Raw genomic sequence first — 17,222 nt, forward strand, 5'->3', positions numbered from 1 at the left:
TAGACCACGGCGCAAAGCCGCCATTGCGGGGCGCTGGGTAAAGTCAGGGTAAAGATGGCGGGGGCAAATCGCGGGCAAGAAAAAAGGGAGGCTCGTCAGCCTCCCTTCCGGAATCTCGTCCTGCTCGTCGCTGTTGGCGCCGGCTCACCTCGCTCCGCCTTCTGGGCAGTGCGTAGCCCGGTGGCCGGCGCGATCCTGTGGGGTCGGCGGGCCGCGAAACGCCTGATTGGGCGGATCGCAGGGGACGTGATGTCCGGGCTGTGAATCTGGAAGAAATAGTAAAGCGACAGAGCGGGGAAATGATTGCTAAGATTGCTCATACAGGTACCACCTGAGCAACAAATACCTAAAAATTACGCCACAAGCGCAATTCAATCGAAACATGAGGCTTTCATGGACAAGCTGGACCGCTACGACCTGCGAATTCTTGCCGAACTGCAACGCGACGCGCGCATCTCCAATCAGGAGCTGGCCGAACGCATCGGCCTGTCGCCCTCCCCCTGCTCGCGGCGGGTCAAGCAGCTCGAGGACGACGGCTATATCGTCCGCCAGGTCGCCCTGCTCGACAGCAAGAAACTCGGCCTGAGCCTCACCGCCTTCGTGCTGATCGGCATGGACCGCCACACGCCGGAACGTTTCGAACACTTCCAGCAGATCATCGGCAAATGCCCCGAGGTGCTGGAATGCAGCCTGGTGACCGGGATGGACGCGGACTACCAGCTCAAGGTCATGGTTCCGGACATGGAACACTACCAGCACTTCCTGCTCGGTACCCTGACCCGCATTGAAGGCGTAACCAGCGTGCGGTCGAGCTTCGTGCTGCGCAATGTGATGGCGAGCACTGAACTACCGCTGGATCATCTTCGCGTCTGAGCCAGCTGCTTGCTGGCTACTGCAGGAGCGAACTTGCTCGCGAACCGCTTCACTCCGAGCAGCCGGCCACGCCCACCGTCCGCCGGCAAAGCCGCCCTGCGACACAGCACCGCACCCCGCCTCTCGCCGAACGGAACCAATACCGCAGATTTCCCCGCCAGCCGCGCCACGGTGGGGAATTGCACGGTATTCCACCCATCCAGCAGCAGGAACTGATCACTTTATGAACGGCTCTGAACGACAAAGCGTCGCATGCGTATAATGCGCGCCTTCTTCACCACCACCGCGTCCCGGCGTCCCTCGGACACCCTCCGCACCGGGCAGGAGCTGTAATGAACGAAAGTTTCGAAGACTGGATGATGTATGGCCTGGTGACCGGCCTGATCCTGTTCATGGCCTTCATCGTCTGGGACCTCGCCAAGAAGTCCAAGGCCGGCCGCATGGGCACCATGGTGCTGTTCTTCGCACTGGGCCTGGGCGTACTCGGCTTCCTGATCAAGTCCGTGGTCGTCGCCGGGCTCGAAGGCGGCTTCTGATCCCGCGCCCCCTGCCCCGGGTCTCAAAGCTCGGGGCTGACTTCCCGCCACTGCCCCGGCTGTAGGTCATCCAGCTGCCATGGCCCGATGCGTACGCGCACCAGGCGCAGCGTGGGCAGGCCGACCGCCGCCGTCATCCGCCGCACCTGGCGGTTGCGCCCTTCGCGGATCACCAACTCCAGCCAGGCCGTCGGTATCGACTTGCGGAAACGCACCGGCGGGTCGCGCTCCCAAATATCTGGCTCCTCCAGCCGCCGGGCCTCGGCCGGCAGCGTCGGGCCATCATTGAGCTGCACACCCTTGCGCAACCGGTCGAGCTGCTCGTCACTTGGCTCGCCCTCCACCTGCACCCAGTACGTCTTCGGCAGCTTGTGCTTCGGATCGGCGATGCGCGCCTGCAGGCGGCCGTCGTTGGTCAGCAGCAGCAGGCCCTCACTGTCGCGGTCCAGGCGGCCGGCCGGGTAGATGCCCGGCACGTCGACGAAATCCTTCAGCGTCGCGCGGCCCTCGCTGTCGTTGAACTGCGTCAGCACGTCGAACGGCTTGTTCAGCAGGATCAGCCTGGGTTGCGCCGGCGGCGCCTTGGCCACGCGGCGAGGCGCGGGGCGGGTGGCTGGACGACGATTGGCGGGACGCGGAGGACGGGGCATGGCGTAATGAGTGGTAACCGAGGTTGGGGGTGCGGCAAATGCCCAGCATGCTAGGTTGTGGCGAGTATTCATCGCAAGAGCATGCACGAGCATACCCATGAGCCACCCCACTTGGCTGATCACCTTGCAGAACCTCAGCGGCCGCCTCGGCGCCCGCTATCGCGGCGCACAAAGCCCCCATTTCGACGGGCAGCGCTTTCACAACCTCGACCGCCAGCCGCATCACGGCCTGCGCGCCTTCCTTAAATGGCAGCGTGAGCGGGGCCGACAGGCAGAGTGGATCGCCCAGCCCGGCCCCGATACCCGCCCGGAGACGCCAGCCCGCGTCGAGGGCGACGAACTGCGCGTCACCTACATCAACCATGCCACCCTGCTGATCCAGCACCGCGGCCTGAACATCCTCACCGACCCGCTCTGGTGCGAGCGCACCAGCCCGTTCAGCTTCGCCGGTCCCAAGCGTGTGCATCCGCCGGGCCTGGCGCTGGACGAGCTGCCGCCGATCAACCTGATCCTGGTCAGCCACAACCACTACGACCACCTGGATATCCATAGCCTTCGCGAGCTGGCGCGGCGCTTCCCCTCCGCCAAGGTGGTGACCGGCCTGGGCAATGGCGAGCTGATCCGCGCGTGCGGCTTCACCGATATCGCCGAACTGGACTGGTGGCAGAGCCTGCCGATGCCCGAAGGCATGCTGCTCACCGGCGTGCCGGCGCAGCACTGGTCGGCGCGCTCGCGGCGCGACACCAACCGCACGCTGTGGATGGGCTTCGTGCTGGAGTCGCCGGACGGCCCGCTGCTGTTCCCCGGCGATACCGGGCTGGGCGAAGAATTCGGCCTGATGCATGAGCGCTTCGGCCCCATGCGCTTCGCCGCCCTGCCTATCGGCGCCTACGAGCCGCGCTGGTTCATGCGCCATCACCACATGAACCCGGATGATGCCGTACAGGCGCACCAGCACCTCGACTCGCAGTGCAGCATGGCGATCCACTTCGGCACCTTCCGCCTGAGCGACGAAGGCCAGTTCACTCCGGTCAGCGACCTGGCGGCAGCGCTGCAGCAACGTGGCGTGGCGGCGGAGCGTTTCCGCGCGCCGAAGCCGGGTGAGCAGTGGCTGGTGCCGCCGATGCCGGACGCATCCCTGTAGGTGCAAGCAAACGCGGACAAAGTCCGCTATTCCCTGAAATATCGCGCCCGGGCCCCCTCTCCCTTCAGGGAGAGGGTTAGGGAAAGGGAAACTCCGGGCACGGACTTTCAAGAAAGACAGTTGCTCCTACGTAAAGGGAAGCTTCGAGGATGACGTGTAGGAGCGGCCTCAGTTCTCCCGCACCCGCTTGCTGCAGCAGTTGCGATAACGCTTGCCGCTGTTGCACGGGCAGGGCTTGTCGCCGCGACCGCCCAGCTCCAGCCAGCTTTCCAGGCGCTGGCGCATGGAGTCGCGGACTTCCCGGCGCTCGTCGTCCTGCTGCGGCTTGCTCAGCTCGCGGCTGAGCCAGAGGTAATCCTCCAGCAGCTCGTCTCGCTCCAGCGCATGCAGTTGTTCGGCCAGCGGTACGCCTTCGTAGCGGCGCTTCGGGTCGGGCAGGAAGGCGATGGCTTCGCCACCCGGCAGAACATTCCACAGGCGCCCCTGGGCGTCGCGCCAGCAGGCGCTGAAACGGGCGCGCAAGGCCAAGCCCGGCCACTCTTCCAGGCACCAGCCATCCACCCGCTCGCCGCCCAGGCCTTCCACCGCCCTGCCCACGGAGAACCAGGGTTCGCCAGCGATGCTGTCGGGCAGAGGGAGCGGTGCGGCAACTTCGGGCGTGCCGTTTTCCACCAGTCGGCGGGCGAAACGACGCAGCGGATTGGTGAGGTGCGAGGGGGCGCGGAACGGCATGGGATCACCAGCGGAAGAGGTCGGCGAAAGTCCGACCGGAGGGACGCGCCACGGTTCCCCGTGGCGCGGGAGGCGAGCATTCTAGGCTCGCCTGGGGCGGCGTCAACGCGGGGCGATCAATAGTCCCGCGTGGAAATCGGCTGCGCCTCGCCGCTCAGCTCGCGCAGCAGGTCATCGAGCAGCGCGGAAGCGCCGAAACGCAGGTGCTCCGGCTTGATCCAGCCGGCGCCGAAACGCTCCTCCGCCAGCTTCTGGTAGGCCTGAGCATCGGCCAGCGTGCGCAGTCCGCCGGAGACTTTCAAGCCGACCTTGCCGCCCTCCTCCTCGATGGTTTCGAGCATTATCCGCACGGCTTCGGGCGTGGCGTGCGCCGTCGCCTTGCCGGTGCTGGTCTTGAGGAAATCGGCGCCGCCGGCGATGGCATCGCGGCAGGCCGTGCGGATCAGCTCCGGCTCGGCCAGCTCGCCGGTTTCGAGGATCACCTTGAGCCGGTGGTACGGCCCGCAGAGTGTCTTGCAGGTGCGGATCAATTCCACCGCACCGGTCTCCTGGCCAGCCTTGAGCTTGCGCCAGGGGTAGACCAGGTCGATCTCGTCGGCCCCCTCGGCAAGGGTCTTGCGTACCTCCTCCACCACATCGGCCAGCGGCGCGTCGCCGCCGGGGAAGTTGCACACGCTGGCAACCCGCACCCCGCGACCGCCCAAGGTATTGAGCGTGCGTCGGGCGATGTGCACCAGCTTCGGCCACACGCACACCGCCGCCACTTCGCCGTAGGGCGTCAGCGCGCGGCGGCAGAGGTCCACGGTACTTTGCAGGTCATCGCCGGCATTCAGCGAAGTCAGGTCCAGCAGGGCGAGCACACGGCCCGCCGGGGTCTTGCGAGGATCGGTCATCGGCAATGCTCTCCATCGGCTTTCTTCAGGCAGCCGGGGCGACCACCATCACCCCGGCAGGCGCTCCGCGCCCTGTCGCAGATCAGCGGAACGGCGGCTCGTCGAAGCTGCGCAGCTTGCGCGAGTGCAGCGAGTTGAGCTGGGTGCGCAGCAGGTCGACGGCGGCAACGCCGATGGACAGGTGCTGGCTCACCGCGCGCTGATAGAAGGCCGTGGCAGCGCCGGGCAGCTTGATCTCGCTGTGCAGCGGTTTGTCCGACACGCACAGCAGCGTGCCGTAGGGCACCCGCAGGCGATAACCCTGCGCGGCGATGGTGCCACTCTCCATGTCCACCGCAATCGCCCGCGCCAGGTTGATCAGTGGGCGCTCCTGGGCCCAGTGCAGTTCCCAGTTGCGGTCGTCGTAGGTGAGCACGGTGCCGGTGCGCAGGCGACGCTTGAGCTGGTCGCCACGCTCGCCAGTCACCAGCGCAGCAGCTTCCTGCAACGCCAGTTGCACCTCGGCCAGCGCCGGGATCGGGATGTGCGGCGGCAGCACGCGGTCGAGAATGCCATCGCGGCGCATGTAGGCGTGGGCCAGCACATAGTCGCCGATGGTCTGCGATTGCCGCAGGCCGCCGCAGTGGCCAACCATCAGCCAGCAGTGCGGACGCAGCACAGCGAGGTGGTCGGTGATGTTCTTCGCGTTGGACGGGCCGACGCCGATGTTCACCAGAGTCACGCCGTCGCCGTCCTCGGCGATCAGGTGATAGGCCGGCATCTGGAAACGGTGCCACTCGACGCTGGCGACGATGGCATTGGCTTCACCTTCATCCGTGCCGCGCTCGATGATTACGTTGCCCGGCAGGACCATGCGCACGAAGCGCGGGTCATCGCGCAGGCGCTCCAGGCCCAGGTGGATGAACTGGTCGACGTAGCGGTGGTAGTTGGTCAGCAGGATCCAAGGCTGCACGTGCCGCCAGTCACTGCCGGTGTAATGCACCATGCGGCGCAGGGAAAAGTCCGTACGCGCGGCGTCGAACAGCGCCAGCGGCATTGGGTCGGCGTTCTCCCATTCATACAGGCCGTCAGCAACACCGTCAGAGGTGGCCGACAGATCGGTGCTGGGGAAAACCCGCGCCAGCTCGGCCGCGGTCACACCCGAGCCCCCCAATTCATCGCCGCCTTCCACCACATAGGGATACGGAATGTTCTGCGCGCTGACGCCGACTTCCACCCGCACGGTGAAGTCCTCCATCAGCGGGCGCAGCTGCTCCAGCAGGTATTTGCGGAAGGCCTTGGGCTGGGTAATAGTCACGGCGTAGGTGCCGGGTACCTGGACCTTGGCGTAGGCGCGGGTGGTCGAGGGCACTTCGCCCTGGCACAGGTAGGTCACCCGTAGCAGTGGGTAGCGGAATTGTTCGCGCTGTTGCGCGTCAGGGACTTCGCGGTCCTTGAGGTACCGCTTGAGCGCCTGGTTCAGGGCGCCGGTGGCGCGCTCGTGGAGCACGGCCAGTTGATCGACGGCCTCTTCGGCGGTCTGCGCGACGAAGAACTCGTCGCCAGTCGTAAGACTCATGGTGGGCATCCTGTCTGAACGATCAGCTCCATCTTGCCTGCTTCCGTTGCGGAAGGGGATGACAGATTCATCAGAGACGATCAGTGACAGGAGCAAACCAGCTGCCCATGGCGGGCAGCTGGCAAAGTTGCATCACACCAGATGCGGCGTCGCCCGTGCCACCAGCGCTTCCACATCCACGCCGCGCGGCAGGGTGCCGTAGACGCAGCCGCCGTCGTCCAGGCGGCTGGCGATGAAGGCGTCGGAGACCACCGAATTACCCGCTTCCAGCAGCAGCTTGGCCTGCAGGGCGATGGCGACGTTTTCGGTGAGCTGGCGGGCGCGGTACTGGATGTCCTGGGTGTCGGCGAAGGAAGCCTTGAGGTTGCCGATGAACGAAGCCAGGCGTGCATCGCCATGGCCGTCGCCCAGTTCGGCGAACAGCGCGTCGAGCACGCCCGGCTCCTTCGACAGCGCGCGCAGCACGTCCAGGCACTGCACGTTGCCCGAGCCTTCCCAGGTGGAGTTGACCGGCGCTTCGCGGTACAGGCGCGGAAGGATGGTGTCTTCGACGTAACCGGCGCCGCCCAGGCATTCGGCGGCTTCGTTGATCATCGCGGGGGCGCGTTTGCAGATCCAGTACTTGCCCACGGCGGTGACCAGGCGGGCGAACTTGTCCTCCTGTTCGTCGTGCAAGTGGTCCAGGGCGCGGCCCATGCGCAGGGTCAGCGCCAGCGCGGCTTCGCTTTCCAGGGCAAGGTCGGCCAGCACGTTCTGCATCAGCGGTTGCTCGGCCAGCACGCGGCCACCGACCTGGCGGTAGGCGCAGTGGTGTGCGGCCTGGGTCAGCGCCTGGCGCATCAGGGAGCTGGAACCGATCATGCAGTCGAAGCGGGTCATGGCGACCATCTCGATGATGGTCGGCACGCCGCGGCCTTCCTCGCCGACCATCCAGGCCAGCGCGCCACGGTACTCGACCTCGCTGGAGGCGTTGGACCAGTTGCCCAGCTTGTTCTTCAGGCGCTGGATGTAGAACTCGTTGCGGCTGCCGTCCGGACGATGGCGCGGCAGCAGGAAGCAGGTCAGCCCCTTGTCGGTGTAGGCCAGGGTGAGGAAGGCGTCGCACATCGGCGCCGAGCAGAACCACTTGTGGCCGACCAGTTCGTAAGCCTGGCCCGGGCCAGGGATGCCCACCGGGTAGGCGCGCGTGGTGTTGGCGCGTACGTCGGTGCCGCCCTGCTTCTCGGTCATGGCCATGCCGATGGTGGCGCCGGTCTTCTGCTCGATGGGCAGGTTGCGCGGGTCGTATTCGGTGGAGAGGATCTTCGGCAGCCACTTCTCGGCGATGTCCGCTTGCAGGCGGATCGCCGGCACGCTGGCGAAGGTCATGGTCAGAGGGCAGCCGGTGCCGGCTTCGGCCTGGCTGTGCAGGTAGCTCAGGCCCGCGCGGGCGACGTGGGCGCCGGCACGTGGGTCGGTCCAGGGCATAGAGGGCAGGCCGGCCTCGATGGCCGCGCGCATCAGCTCGTGGTAGGCCGGGTGGAACTCCACGAGGTCGACGCGGTGGCCGTAGCGGTCGTGGGACTTGAACACCGGCTTGTTCTCGTTGGCCAGGAAGCCCGCCGCCATCAATGGACCGCCGGCCAGCGCACCGTAAGCGTCGAGCTTCTGCTCGGCGAAACCGCCGTCGTAGCGACGCACCCACTCCTGCAGCGGCAGGTCGATGCGATAAAGGTTGGCACCGTCCAGCGGCGGCACCTGGTTGGTCACTTCGTGGGTTTCGGCGTACTGGTGCAGGCTCATGACGGGTCCTCCGAGGCGGTTGTGGGCGAGGCAGGCTTTGGCAGAACAGATGGGCGCGCCCCGACGGCGCGCAGGCAGAAGGTCACGAGGGCGTCACTGACCTCCCCCAGGGAAACCCTGGATTGCCCGGCATCGCGCGCAGCGCGGGCCGGTGGTGAAAGTGGACCGATCAGGGCTTCGGCAATGGCGCCGACCAGGCAGGCGGCGGTCAGCTGCACCGGCTGCGGCTGGAATTCACCGGTGGCTATGCCCTGCTCCAGCAGGGTGACGAACAGCGCGGCGTAGGCTTCGCGGTAGATCAGGCGCTGCTCGTCCACCTCCGGATCGACCGGCTCGGCGATCAGGGCGAAGGCCAGCTGGCGACTGCCCCAGGCGCGGGCGGCGAACTGATGCAGGCCGCGGTTCAGGCGTTCCGAGGCGCTGCCGGGAGCTTTCAGCAGCTCGCCCAGGGTATCGACCTCACGCTGGCTGGCACGGGCGAAGACCTCGGCAGCCAGCTCGCCCTTGCCGCTGAAGTGCCGGTAGAGACTGCCAGTGGCGATGCCGGCGTCGTCGGCCAGGCCCTGCATGGTCAGTGCCGCGAACCCGCCATCAGCGACCCGCGCCAGCGCCAACACGAGAATGCGCTCGCGCTGTTCGCCATCCTTTTGCAGGCGGGCCTGGGTTTGTCGGTAAGCCATGGTCTGAATCCTGATTCACTGCATGAAAAGCAGTGAATCATGATTCAGACTTTATCGAAAAGGGACATTCCCGCCACGAGCGGGGTGGTTTCTGACAATAGATTTTGACAATCGATAAAAAATATTGACAAGAAACAATTAATTTAGACAAATGTAAGTCATTGATTTTTATGGACTTACGATGAAGAACCGACTATCTGGAATCGCCAAAACTCGGCGAATCCGCCGTAATCTGCACTCAGGGCAACCTGGCAAAAACGCCATCCGAGACATGCTCCTCCATCAGGAGGGACGATGAAGGCCAAACGACTCGAGAGTTCATCCGATATCGAGCGCCATATACGAGCCGGAGCAGGCCAAGGTGTTCGCGAATCGTATCGTCCGTGGTTGACCGTCAAGGATGTGCCGTCTCTAGGGCGCTCACGCATTGTGAAAGGCCTCACGTTGAACCGTAGGCATCACCTCCTCTCTGACCTTGAGTATCACTACTTTTTGTTATGTGACTACTCAAGCGAAGTAGTTGATATAAGAGAGCAGTTCCCTCTACTCCCCATAGAGAAAACACGCGAACTTGCAGAGATAAGCAATATTAAGCATCCGCAACAGCCTCGCTCAAAGAACCCCCTTATCATGACCACAGACTTCCTCTTAACCATTGAAAACTCCGAGGGAAAAGTATTTAACGCCGCGAAATCAATAAAATATGAAGAGCACCTAAACGACTCTAGAACTTGCGAAAAACTAGAGTTGGAACGTTTATATTGGGAGGATCAAGGAATTCCCTGGGAAATAATCACTGAGAAGTCCCTCCCCATGAAATCAATATTGAATATTGACTACATTTACGGGAAAGCGAAAGTCTCGCTAAGCGAAAACATTAAAAGCCCAGGAGTTATTTCAAGATTCCTTTCAATGCTTGAACTGCATAACGACCAAGAGAAAACCCTTTCATCTATCATTAAAGATGCAAGCCGCAACCTTCCGCTGACAGCGGAAGATGCTAAACACCTGTTTTTCCACTGTGTTTGGTCGCGCCACATATGCATAGATATCCACTCCTCCACAGTAGAACTAAGGAAATCAGTTCCATTCACTATTAACCACTCAACCTCCCAAGAAAATGAACGGGATTTAAAAGCATGCTAATAAAAATCAATGAAATACTTACCCCAATCGAGGCTGAGTGCGAGATCGCCTGCGCATGTAGAGTTATTTGGATAAATGCAAAATCAGATGCGATATGCTTATTTAAGCTATCTCACCCGGACCGAATGCCAGAGATTTACTCGCTTGCCTTGATAAAAGAACTCTTAGCCAGCCATAAGATAAGTAGAACCACAGAGAGCGTATCGCCTTTTATTTTACGACACGAAGATGACATTCCACGAAAAGAACTAGAAAAGCGCGACGATCGCTGGAAGTATATTGAGAAACTAGTAAACAGCACTGCTATCGACGAGGCATTTCTAACGGGCAGCCTAGGATCCAAAATTTCAGAGCAAGCAAAGACGCTAGCAGTTGACAGCAAGAAGATATATCGCCTTATCTATAGATATTGGAGATTCGGCCAGACAAAAAACTCCCTGCTAGACAACAGAGAGAAATCTGGTGGCAAAGGAAAGCAGCGAATTGCCAAAACGGGCACTTTCCTTGGGCGCCCGCCTAAGAAAGAATCAGCCTTCGGTTTAAAAGCTCAGTACGCGCTCACTGAATCTGACATACACAAAATACGTTGCGCCTATACACTTTACATGCGTAAGAAATCGCACTCACATACTACCGCCTACCAGGACATGATAGAGAAGTACTACTATCAGATCGACCCTACAGATATTAGCAGAAGAATTAGGCCCGAACTGGGAACATATCCATCTATTAACCAGTTCATTTACCAAGCAAAAAAAGTATTCGACCCAGTTATGACGCTTAGAAGCAGAATTGGGGATACAAAATACGAGAAAGACCACAAGGTTGTTACCGGAACTGTACAAGACAACCTCTGGGGCCCAGGGCATCGTTACGAAATCGATGCGACCATTGCTGACATTTATCTTGTGAGTTCGATAGACCGTAATCGTGTGATTGGTCGACCAGTAGTTTATAGTGTTATTGACTCGTTCAGCGGAATGTTTGCGGGCATACACGTAGGATTAGAAGGCCCCAGTTGGTACGAAGCACGACAGGCACTATTCAACTCCTTTACAGACAAGGTCGAATTCTGTAAGGAAATTGGAATTGACATAACTCCCGATGAATGGCCGTCGCACCATTTACCCCGAGAAATCACGGCTGATCGCGGCGAAATACTTAGTTTACCGGCTGAAGGAATGATTGATGGGCTAGATGTTAATCTTACCTATTGCCCACCTAGACGACCTGACTTGAAACCGATGGTGGAAAGTCATTTTCGAACATTGAAGCGTGGAAGCCGAACTGAGTTCATGCCTGGGGCAGTAGTAAAAGTAGAAACGCAGCGAGGAGAACGCGACCCTCGGCTAGATGCGACGCTCAACATTAAAGAATTTACAAAAATAATAGTCGAATGTGTTCTCAACCACATTAAAACCACTAGACGCCCAGAGTATCTATCTCTCGACATGATCACTGACGGGATTAGGCCAACTCCATTATCCATATGGAACTGGGCCATTGAAAATGACCTGCATGAGTCCCACCAACGTGCTGCCGATATTATATATCTAAATCTACTACCTAGAAAAAGAGCAATGATCACACGCTCCGGGATAAGATTTAATGGACTACGTTACTTTATCGACAATGACCCAAGCAACGCCTGGATAGAATCCATGACGCTCAGAGCGTCTGTTCGCACAGATATCTATCATGACTGTATAACCTCGAATCACATCTGGATTCAAATAAAAGGAAAAGGGCTGCAGAGATGCTCGCTTCGTGCAAGCGACCTGCATTTTTCTGAGTTTAGAGCAGAAGAAGTTGAAGATATTAAAACGTACTACAAGACATCTACACCAGAGGAGAGTCACGATGCACTCATGTGCACGATTGAGAAAAATATGAGGATCAATGAGGTTCTAAAAAAAGCGACCGCAGAAAAAGCGCAACACCCTAAACTCAAGACCAAAAAAGCAAAAACGGAAAACATTAAGATCAACAGAAACATCGAGAAGGCTATCTCTCGACAGCAGAACTTGGAAAGCAACGACCTCTACGAGAACGTTATACAACTCGAAAAGTACAAAAGCCCCCATAAATCCAAACTCCCCCCTCAAGCATCCCCCCTCGAAATATCAGAAGTACAAGACTTCTTAAGGATCTTGGCAGAAGTTGAGGGCACCCCCAATGAGTGATGCAGTCTACTCTCTTTCTGAAATTCCCGAGCATAGCGATAACCCCCTTATCGAAGCTCTTCCTCCGATAAAAAAACCTATAGAGACAGTCAGGTCCATAATAAACACCCCTGAACTCCCAAACGAAGACACAGCACTCGCCAGCTCTGTCCGCATTCACTTATTAAACAGGATCAACCAAGTTATCCAGCCATTCCAGAGCCACATTCAGATAGAGCAATCAATCTCCATACTAATCAGAAACGGGTATTTAGGCAGAAATCCGTTCAACGCAACCACTGTAAGGCACCTACATACCATTAACCAAAGAATACACTCAGGCTTTAATTCAACAGCTAGTAGCGGATGTGTATTTGGCCTGAGCGGAATGGGGAAAACCACGGCCGTTACCTCGATTTTAAAAACCTATCCTCAAATTATAACTCACAACAAATACAAGGACCGAGCGTTTATCCAGAAGCAAGTAGTCTGGCTAAAAATTGACAGCCCAGCCGACGGCTCAATAAAATCTTTATGCTGCAGTTTCATCAGAGCATTAGGCGCAGCTCTTTGTGATGAAAAAATTGTAGACCAAGCTCGCACTCTAAGAAGCACCTCGCAACTCATACAAACAATGTCTCAGCTTGCAAGCACATATTATCTCGGACTATTAGTAGTTGATGAAATTCAGACATTAAACCGGACGCGAGCAGGTAGAGAATCTCTTCTTGACCATTTATTAATACTTATCAACGAGATAGGAATTCCAATACTTTTTGTTGGCACATTTTCAGCCATTCGATTATTCGATGGAAATTTGCGCACGACCCGTCGCATGTGTGGCATGGGAATGATAGCTATGGATAGATTTGAAAGTACTGATCCAGAATGGAATGGTCTTATTGAGAAACTATGGAAATACCAATGGGTACATCACCCCATTGAACTGACCGACTCAATCAAGAAGACAATTTACGACCTCACTCAGGGGATAACTGACCTCTTAGTCAAGCTACTAATTTCAGCCCAATATTCTGTCATAGGATCAAGAAACGAAGAGATAAATGAATCCGTCTTGATGAAGGTATTTGAAAATCGATTATCCCCCCTGAAACCCGCAATGGATGCTCTTCGTTCAGGAGGCTACAAGTCGAAAGACTTGTATGAAGATCTACTACCATCCAAAGCGCTGATTAGCTCCATGATGAACACGCCATTCGCAGTCTGCAGAGATATTTCAGAACTAATATCCAACATTGAAGGCAACTATCCACCCACCCCGACAAAAACCATTAATCGCGCGCCCACAACAAAAATCAAAGCGCCCAAAAAACCGCCGAAAGACATTATCGACATGACAAAGTGGGTTGCAAAGAACGCTCTAGAATTCTCGGGAAGCATAGAGTAGCGCCCATGCCTGGGGCTAACCATTTCTTTCCCTCACCATTACCTGGCGAGACACTTTTTAGTATCTGCTCAAGATACCATGTTCTTTCTGGGAATCCTTCACCATTGAAAACCAGAGAAGACTTGAAATGCCCTAGAAATTTCTTCGGCTTCTTAGATTTACCTACCAAAATTTCACAACTAATATCCGAAACCGTTCTTAAAAATAGAATATCAGCAGACGAACTTACAATAAAAAATACAAATTACCCGTACTTCCAACCATTCCTAACCGAACAACAGAACGCCGAATTAATCACTCTGATCTCAACAGGGAAACACCCCAAGCGCAGAATCACCCTGAGCATTAAAGCTCAAATTCGGTGCAAATACTGTGTCCACTGTGTAAATGATGACTTGTCAAGACATGGAGTATCCTATTGGCATAGGGAGCATCAGTTACCAGGGGTTTTTGTTTGCCCAACACATAACACCCCCCTTCGATTCGTACCTAATCGCTATCAAAATAAAGTAATATCAGGACTACTCCTTCCGGAGGCGACCGCCCTCAACCCTATATCCCAAGAAGCTGAGACTAAAGAATCTCTACAACTACTTACATGTATAGCCAAACGGACTTTAGACTACCTAAACCACCCCAGCATGGCTCTAATGGAGATCAATGAAGGGATTCCTCCGCTACGGAAAAATTTTGAGATACTAACAAAAACTCTTGCTAGCCTCCCCCCCCTCGGCGAATACCTTTACTTCAGACCAAGAGTCCCTGACTCCTTCCCAGCAAAGCTTCAGAAAGCCTTACACCGCCCCTTTATGCTTCATCGACCATTCGAATTCATCCTACTTAGATCAATCGCCGATGTCGTATCGCATAATCATTTGATCAATTAAAATTTTCGATAACTTGAGCTCCATTTTTCTTCAAGCGAAACCAAAAATACTCGTCATAGCGGCGACTCAAGGGCGAAAACTTTCCACTATCGAGTCGAGACTACCCGCTAATAGACGGAGACCCGCCACAGTCTTCGCGAAGGGTGAGCTTCTGTCCTTGTCGGGGGGATGTTCGATTGGCATATACCCCCGAGGTTGACCGCCCTAATCCGGTGCGCCCCTTCGCCCCTTGTCAACTTTCAAAGCCAAATTCTCACGGCTTTGGATACTGGCATAGCTTCGCGGCTGCTTGGCGGCGTGCAGTACTCGGAGCTTTTCTTCGCTGGGCTTAGGCGACTGCTGCAACTACTGATCACGCGAAGCAATTTTTCGCGCATCCGGACGTGGTTAGTAAAGGATTGGGGGGCAGTTGGAGATTGAGCCAAAGCTGAGCTCACCGAGGCGGTTTGAGAATCTGCGGGTTGGCGACAGAGCCAGGTTGCTGGAGATGATCCATTCCCTTTTTATCGACTGGCCTGCGTCCTTTCTGTCGATAGCGAAAGCGCAGCATGTTTCGAGTTCATACATCCTGGATTATCACCGGTCTTTACCCTTTTGGCTGGACAACCCGGTCAGGATGGAGTTGGGCGATAAGGATTACGCGCCGTCGGCTGCTGAGCGTAAAGCGGCGAAGGAATACCTTAAAAAAAATGGCCGCTGCGGCAGCCAGGATGAGGTGAACGGGATCCTGGGGGTGTCGTCGACTGGATACAGTGCCTCGAAACGCGAGCGTTGGAATCCGCGGGGACCAGACACTTACTCCCGAGTTCGTTCTCCTTGCGCGCGAAGGCGGATTGTTCAAGTGCTAAGCCTTGGCGGTTGACCGGCCTCCCTGCAGCACGAGCTTTGATTTTTTCCTACCAAAATACGTCAGAAAAGGCTCCTTGAACCTTGCCAGCCCAGTAACCATGGGCCTGAAGAGATTCGCTGAAGTGCTTCCGGTAATTCCAGAAGGCGAAATCTTCGATACTGCGATCACCGAGGCGATAAAGCCTCCTGGCAGCGCCCTATCTTTCTTGCAAGGATCACCAGCAAATGAAAAAGAGGAAGCTCAGAGCCGACCTGATTGAAGGGCGTTTCGAGATGAAGAACTACGAGATCAGCAAGGCCATTAAGTTTTTGGCCTTGCTCGGAGCTCTGATGCTCGCGGTGCAGGTACTCAAGGGAGACCTGTCACTGGTACTCATCATCAGCCATGTGGGGGGATGATCTGACGGCGCGCACTGGAGGGCGTCGGCCATTGAATAAATCAGCAAGCGTCCGCCGATTTCATCTCAGTGCCTATCGGCCGATCCCGCTGAGAAGTCTATTTTTTGTGTACTCAGTCAAAGCCGTCTTTTGCATCTCGGCCCAGTCCTGAAAATGGGTTTCTTGCCGTATGAATTGGTCCCATGGCCCGTCGGGGATTGCTTCCAAGTCCTCGCTGGTAAGCACGACATAGCCGGCGCCCTGAGCAAACTCCGCAAAGCTGCCAAAGCGGCTGACAGAAGAAATGAAGAGCGGGTTCATCACATCAAGGAATGGAACCTGGTTACGACCCTCCAACGACTTCGCATTCTCGATCAGACGCTTGAGGCCTGACAGATCTTTTTTGATCGGCATCGGGAGCTCCTTTTGGTTTGCTGGCACTGAAAAAGCTAGATCAACGGCAGGACTTTACAACCAGGGCGCATTTCGGTGCCCTCGGCTCGAGCCTTTCGCGTTCCAAGCCGGCGGGCGTTTGGCGGCCATAGCGCTAACCTAGGAGTAGCCGGGCGATTGGGATAAAGGCCGGCAGGAGGTTTGAATGACTACCCCCTCTGAACGCTCGCGCGCAGTTCTGCAGGCCAGAGAGCTCTTGGCAGCATTGGCTAATAATCCTGAGCTTGATGAGTCCGTGCGGGAGAGCGCGCAAGGCGTTTTACGCCACTTCCCCACGCCTTCGGAAATGCACCAGGCAGGATTGATCGAAGAGAGCTCACGTTTCGGAGCAATTTTTGAGTCGACAGATCGTGCCAGTCGCTATGGCTGGCCGGCGACTGAGTGGGGGTTCGCGAAGCGCTGCGTCTGTCGATTAACTCGTCTCCTGATCCGTTTCCTGGCAAGCGGACCAGTAAAGCGCGTTGAAGCGCTGGATCGTTAGGCGTTGGGAGAGACAGTGGCGCTGTCGTGTCTGCGCGGGCAGCAAAGCAACGTGATCATTCGCGTCATCAGCGAGAATGAACTGCATGTTGTCATTCCGCTGGGGCGTTCATTACCGATGCACGCCACGGCGGACGGCAAGGTACTGCTTTCCACTTTGAGTGACGAAGAAATCGGTCAGTGGCTTACTCCCGAACCGGAGAAGCTAACCGGTAATACACTCGGCCTGACTGCGCTGCTCAAGCAGATGCAAGCCATTCGCCGAGATGGTGTTGCCATGGATATTGAAGAGCACTCACCTGGCGTGAGCGCGATCAGCATTCTGCTCCCAACCTTCATGGGACCACACGCGGTGACGGTAATAGCCCCCACCTCGCGCTTTGAGGTCAGAAAGGAGGAGTTCCGCCAAGCCCTGGAGAAGTTCAGGGAGGACTTCAAGCAGACCCAGAAATGATTGGGCGTGAGCTAGGATAGATGGCTTGCGCATCGAGGCGCTGCTAACGCTCGTGTGCCAATCTATCTGGAGAGGAGCGCGATCGTGCGCCTCAGGAGCCTCGCTCGTCGAGCATTCGCAGGTACTGCTGAATTGGCCCCCATTCCCCGCCCACTCG

17 protein-coding genes are annotated in these 17,222 nt (G+C 57.3%); 10 read left to right on the top strand and 7 right to left on the bottom strand.

Annotation, left to right across the window (positions count from 1 at the left end):
- The first annotated feature begins 393 nt into the window (after nt 1–393).
- Both IB274_RS22170 and IB274_RS22175 read left to right on the top strand, forming a co-directional pair.
- Nucleotides 394–873, top strand: a complete 480-nt coding sequence (locus tag IB274_RS22170; RefSeq protein WP_017521771.1) for an Lrp/AsnC family transcriptional regulator — start codon at nt 394–396, stop codon at nt 871–873.
- Nucleotides 874–1,205: 332 nt separating this feature from the next.
- The gene (locus tag IB274_RS22175) at nt 1,206–1,409 is read left to right on the top strand and encodes a DUF2788 domain-containing protein (protein WP_015475469.1); all 204 of its coding nucleotides are present in this window, start codon (nt 1,206–1,208) and stop codon (nt 1,407–1,409) included.
- Nucleotides 1,410–1,432: 23 nt separating this feature from the next.
- Here the strand turns inward: IB274_RS22175 and IB274_RS22180 are convergent, their stop codons facing one another.
- Nucleotides 1,433–1,999 carry a pseudouridine synthase gene (locus tag IB274_RS22180; protein ID WP_192435073.1) on the bottom strand — a complete coding sequence of 189 codons (567 nt, stop codon included), beginning with the start codon at nt 1,997–1,999 and terminating at the stop codon, nt 1,433–1,435.
- 151 nt (nt 2,000–2,150) lie between these two features.
- Between IB274_RS22180 and IB274_RS22185 the strand changes: the two genes are divergently transcribed.
- Nucleotides 2,151–3,203 carry an MBL fold metallo-hydrolase gene (locus IB274_RS22185; RefSeq protein ID WP_192435075.1) on the top strand — a complete coding sequence of 351 codons (1,053 nt, stop codon included), beginning with the start codon at nt 2,151–2,153 and terminating at the stop codon, nt 3,201–3,203.
- A gap of 168 nt (nt 3,204–3,371) precedes the next feature.
- Here the strand turns inward: IB274_RS22185 and IB274_RS22190 are convergent, their stop codons facing one another.
- The 5 genes from IB274_RS22190 to IB274_RS22210 all read right to left on the bottom strand — a co-directional run bounded on the left by IB274_RS22190 (nt 3,372) and on the right by IB274_RS22210 (nt 8,848).
- The gene (locus tag IB274_RS22190) at nt 3,372–3,935 is read right to left on the bottom strand and encodes a hypothetical protein (protein WP_192434849.1); all 564 of its coding nucleotides are present in this window, start codon (nt 3,933–3,935) and stop codon (nt 3,372–3,374) included.
- 116 nt (nt 3,936–4,051) lie between these two features.
- Nucleotides 4,052–4,828, bottom strand: coding sequence for a deoxyribose-phosphate aldolase (gene deoC / locus IB274_RS22195; RefSeq protein ID WP_192434851.1), 777 nt, complete (start codon nt 4,826–4,828; stop codon nt 4,052–4,054).
- Between the two features lie 82 nt (nt 4,829–4,910).
- Complete coding sequence (amn, locus tag IB274_RS22200) at nt 4,911–6,386, bottom strand: AMP nucleosidase (protein ID WP_192434853.1); 1,476 nt, start codon at nt 6,384–6,386, stop codon at nt 4,911–4,913.
- Nucleotides 6,387–6,518: 132 nt separating this feature from the next.
- Nucleotides 6,519–8,168 carry an acyl-CoA dehydrogenase family protein gene (locus IB274_RS22205; protein WP_192434855.1) on the bottom strand — a complete coding sequence of 550 codons (1,650 nt, stop codon included), beginning with the start codon at nt 8,166–8,168 and terminating at the stop codon, nt 6,519–6,521.
- A complete protein-coding gene (locus IB274_RS22210) occupies nt 8,165–8,848 on the bottom strand; it encodes a TetR/AcrR family transcriptional regulator (RefSeq protein ID WP_192434857.1) in 684 nt (227 codons plus the stop codon). The genes IB274_RS22205 and IB274_RS22210 overlap by 4 nt, the downstream gene beginning before the upstream one ends.
- A gap of 294 nt (nt 8,849–9,142) precedes the next feature.
- On the opposite strand from IB274_RS22210, the gene IB274_RS22215 reads away from it, so the two are divergent.
- The 5 genes from IB274_RS22215 (at nt 9,143) to IB274_RS22235 (ending at nt 15,699) form a co-directional block, all read left to right on the top strand.
- Complete coding sequence (locus IB274_RS22215; RefSeq protein WP_138212034.1) at nt 9,143–9,994, top strand: TnsA endonuclease N-terminal domain-containing protein; 852 nt, start codon at nt 9,143–9,145, stop codon at nt 9,992–9,994.
- A complete protein-coding gene (locus tag IB274_RS22220; RefSeq protein WP_138212033.1) occupies nt 9,988–12,177 on the top strand; it encodes a DDE-type integrase/transposase/recombinase in 2,190 nt (729 codons plus the stop codon). The genes IB274_RS22215 and IB274_RS22220 overlap by 7 nt, the downstream gene beginning before the upstream one ends.
- On the top strand, nt 12,170–13,564 hold the full coding sequence (locus IB274_RS22225; RefSeq protein WP_138212032.1) for an ATP-binding protein: 1,395 nt from the start codon (nt 12,170–12,172) through the stop codon (nt 13,562–13,564). Before IB274_RS22220 ends, IB274_RS22225 begins: the two co-directional genes overlap by 8 nt.
- 5 nt (nt 13,565–13,569) lie before the next feature.
- The gene (locus IB274_RS30200) at nt 13,570–14,451 is read left to right on the top strand and encodes a TniQ family protein (RefSeq protein ID WP_138212031.1); all 882 of its coding nucleotides are present in this window, start codon (nt 13,570–13,572) and stop codon (nt 14,449–14,451) included.
- 1,074 nt (nt 14,452–15,525) lie between these two features.
- Nucleotides 15,526–15,699 carry a hypothetical protein gene (locus tag IB274_RS22235; RefSeq protein ID WP_171039332.1) on the top strand — a complete coding sequence of 58 codons (174 nt, stop codon included), beginning with the start codon at nt 15,526–15,528 and terminating at the stop codon, nt 15,697–15,699.
- A gap of 72 nt (nt 15,700–15,771) precedes the next feature.
- Here IB274_RS22235 and IB274_RS22240 read toward each other — a convergent pair whose 3' ends face one another.
- A complete protein-coding gene (locus tag IB274_RS22240; protein ID WP_138212030.1) occupies nt 15,772–16,092 on the bottom strand; it encodes a hypothetical protein in 321 nt (106 codons plus the stop codon).
- Between the two features lie 184 nt (nt 16,093–16,276).
- Between IB274_RS22240 and IB274_RS22245 the strand changes: the two genes are divergently transcribed.
- Both IB274_RS22245 and IB274_RS22250 read left to right on the top strand, forming a co-directional pair.
- A complete protein-coding gene (locus IB274_RS22245; protein ID WP_138212029.1) occupies nt 16,277–16,612 on the top strand; it encodes a BPSL0761 family protein in 336 nt (111 codons plus the stop codon).
- Nucleotides 16,613–16,627: 15 nt separating this feature from the next.
- Entirely contained in the window at nt 16,628–17,065 is a 438-nt protein-coding gene (locus IB274_RS22250) for an IclR family transcriptional regulator C-terminal domain-containing protein (protein WP_171039331.1), read from the top strand.
- The last annotated feature ends 157 nt before the right edge of the window (nt 17,066–17,222 follow it).

This window comes from Pseudomonas sp. PDM18, from assembly GCF_014852585.1.
Taxonomy (GTDB): Bacteria; Pseudomonadota; Gammaproteobacteria; order Pseudomonadales; family Pseudomonadaceae; genus Pseudomonas.

Bases quoted from the DNA above. Each gene is read 5' to 3' on its own strand.
- IB274_RS22170 (WP_017521771.1), top strand. From the start codon at position 394: ATGGACAAGCTGGACCGCTACGACCTGCGAATTCTTGCCGAACTGCAA.
- IB274_RS22175 (WP_015475469.1), top strand. From the start codon at position 1,206: ATGAACGAAAGTTTCGAAGACTGGATGATGTATGGCCTGGTGACCGGC.
- IB274_RS22190 (WP_192434849.1), bottom strand. From the start codon at position 3,935: ATGCCGTTCCGCGCCCCCTCGCACCTCACCAATCCGCTGCGTCGTTTC.
- deoC (WP_192434851.1), bottom strand. From the start codon at position 4,828: ATGACCGATCCTCGCAAGACCCCGGCGGGCCGTGTGCTCGCCCTGCTG.
- amn (WP_192434853.1), bottom strand. From the start codon at position 6,386: ATGAGTCTTACGACTGGCGACGAGTTCTTCGTCGCGCAGACCGCCGAA.
- IB274_RS22205 (WP_192434855.1), bottom strand. From the start codon at position 8,168: ATGAGCCTGCACCAGTACGCCGAAACCCACGAAGTGACCAACCAGGTG.
- IB274_RS22210 (WP_192434857.1), bottom strand. From the start codon at position 8,848: ATGGCTTACCGACAAACCCAGGCCCGCCTGCAAAAGGATGGCGAACAG.
- IB274_RS22215 (WP_138212034.1), top strand. From the start codon at position 9,143: ATGAAGGCCAAACGACTCGAGAGTTCATCCGATATCGAGCGCCATATA.
- IB274_RS22220 (WP_138212033.1), top strand. From the start codon at position 9,988: ATGCTAATAAAAATCAATGAAATACTTACCCCAATCGAGGCTGAGTGC.
- IB274_RS22225 (WP_138212032.1), top strand. From the start codon at position 12,170: ATGAGTGATGCAGTCTACTCTCTTTCTGAAATTCCCGAGCATAGCGAT.
- IB274_RS30200 (WP_138212031.1), top strand. From the start codon at position 13,570: ATGCCTGGGGCTAACCATTTCTTTCCCTCACCATTACCTGGCGAGACA.
- IB274_RS22235 (WP_171039332.1), top strand. From the start codon at position 15,526: ATGAAAAAGAGGAAGCTCAGAGCCGACCTGATTGAAGGGCGTTTCGAG.
- IB274_RS22240 (WP_138212030.1), bottom strand. From the start codon at position 16,092: ATGCCGATCAAAAAAGATCTGTCAGGCCTCAAGCGTCTGATCGAGAAT.
- IB274_RS22245 (WP_138212029.1), top strand. From the start codon at position 16,277: ATGACTACCCCCTCTGAACGCTCGCGCGCAGTTCTGCAGGCCAGAGAG.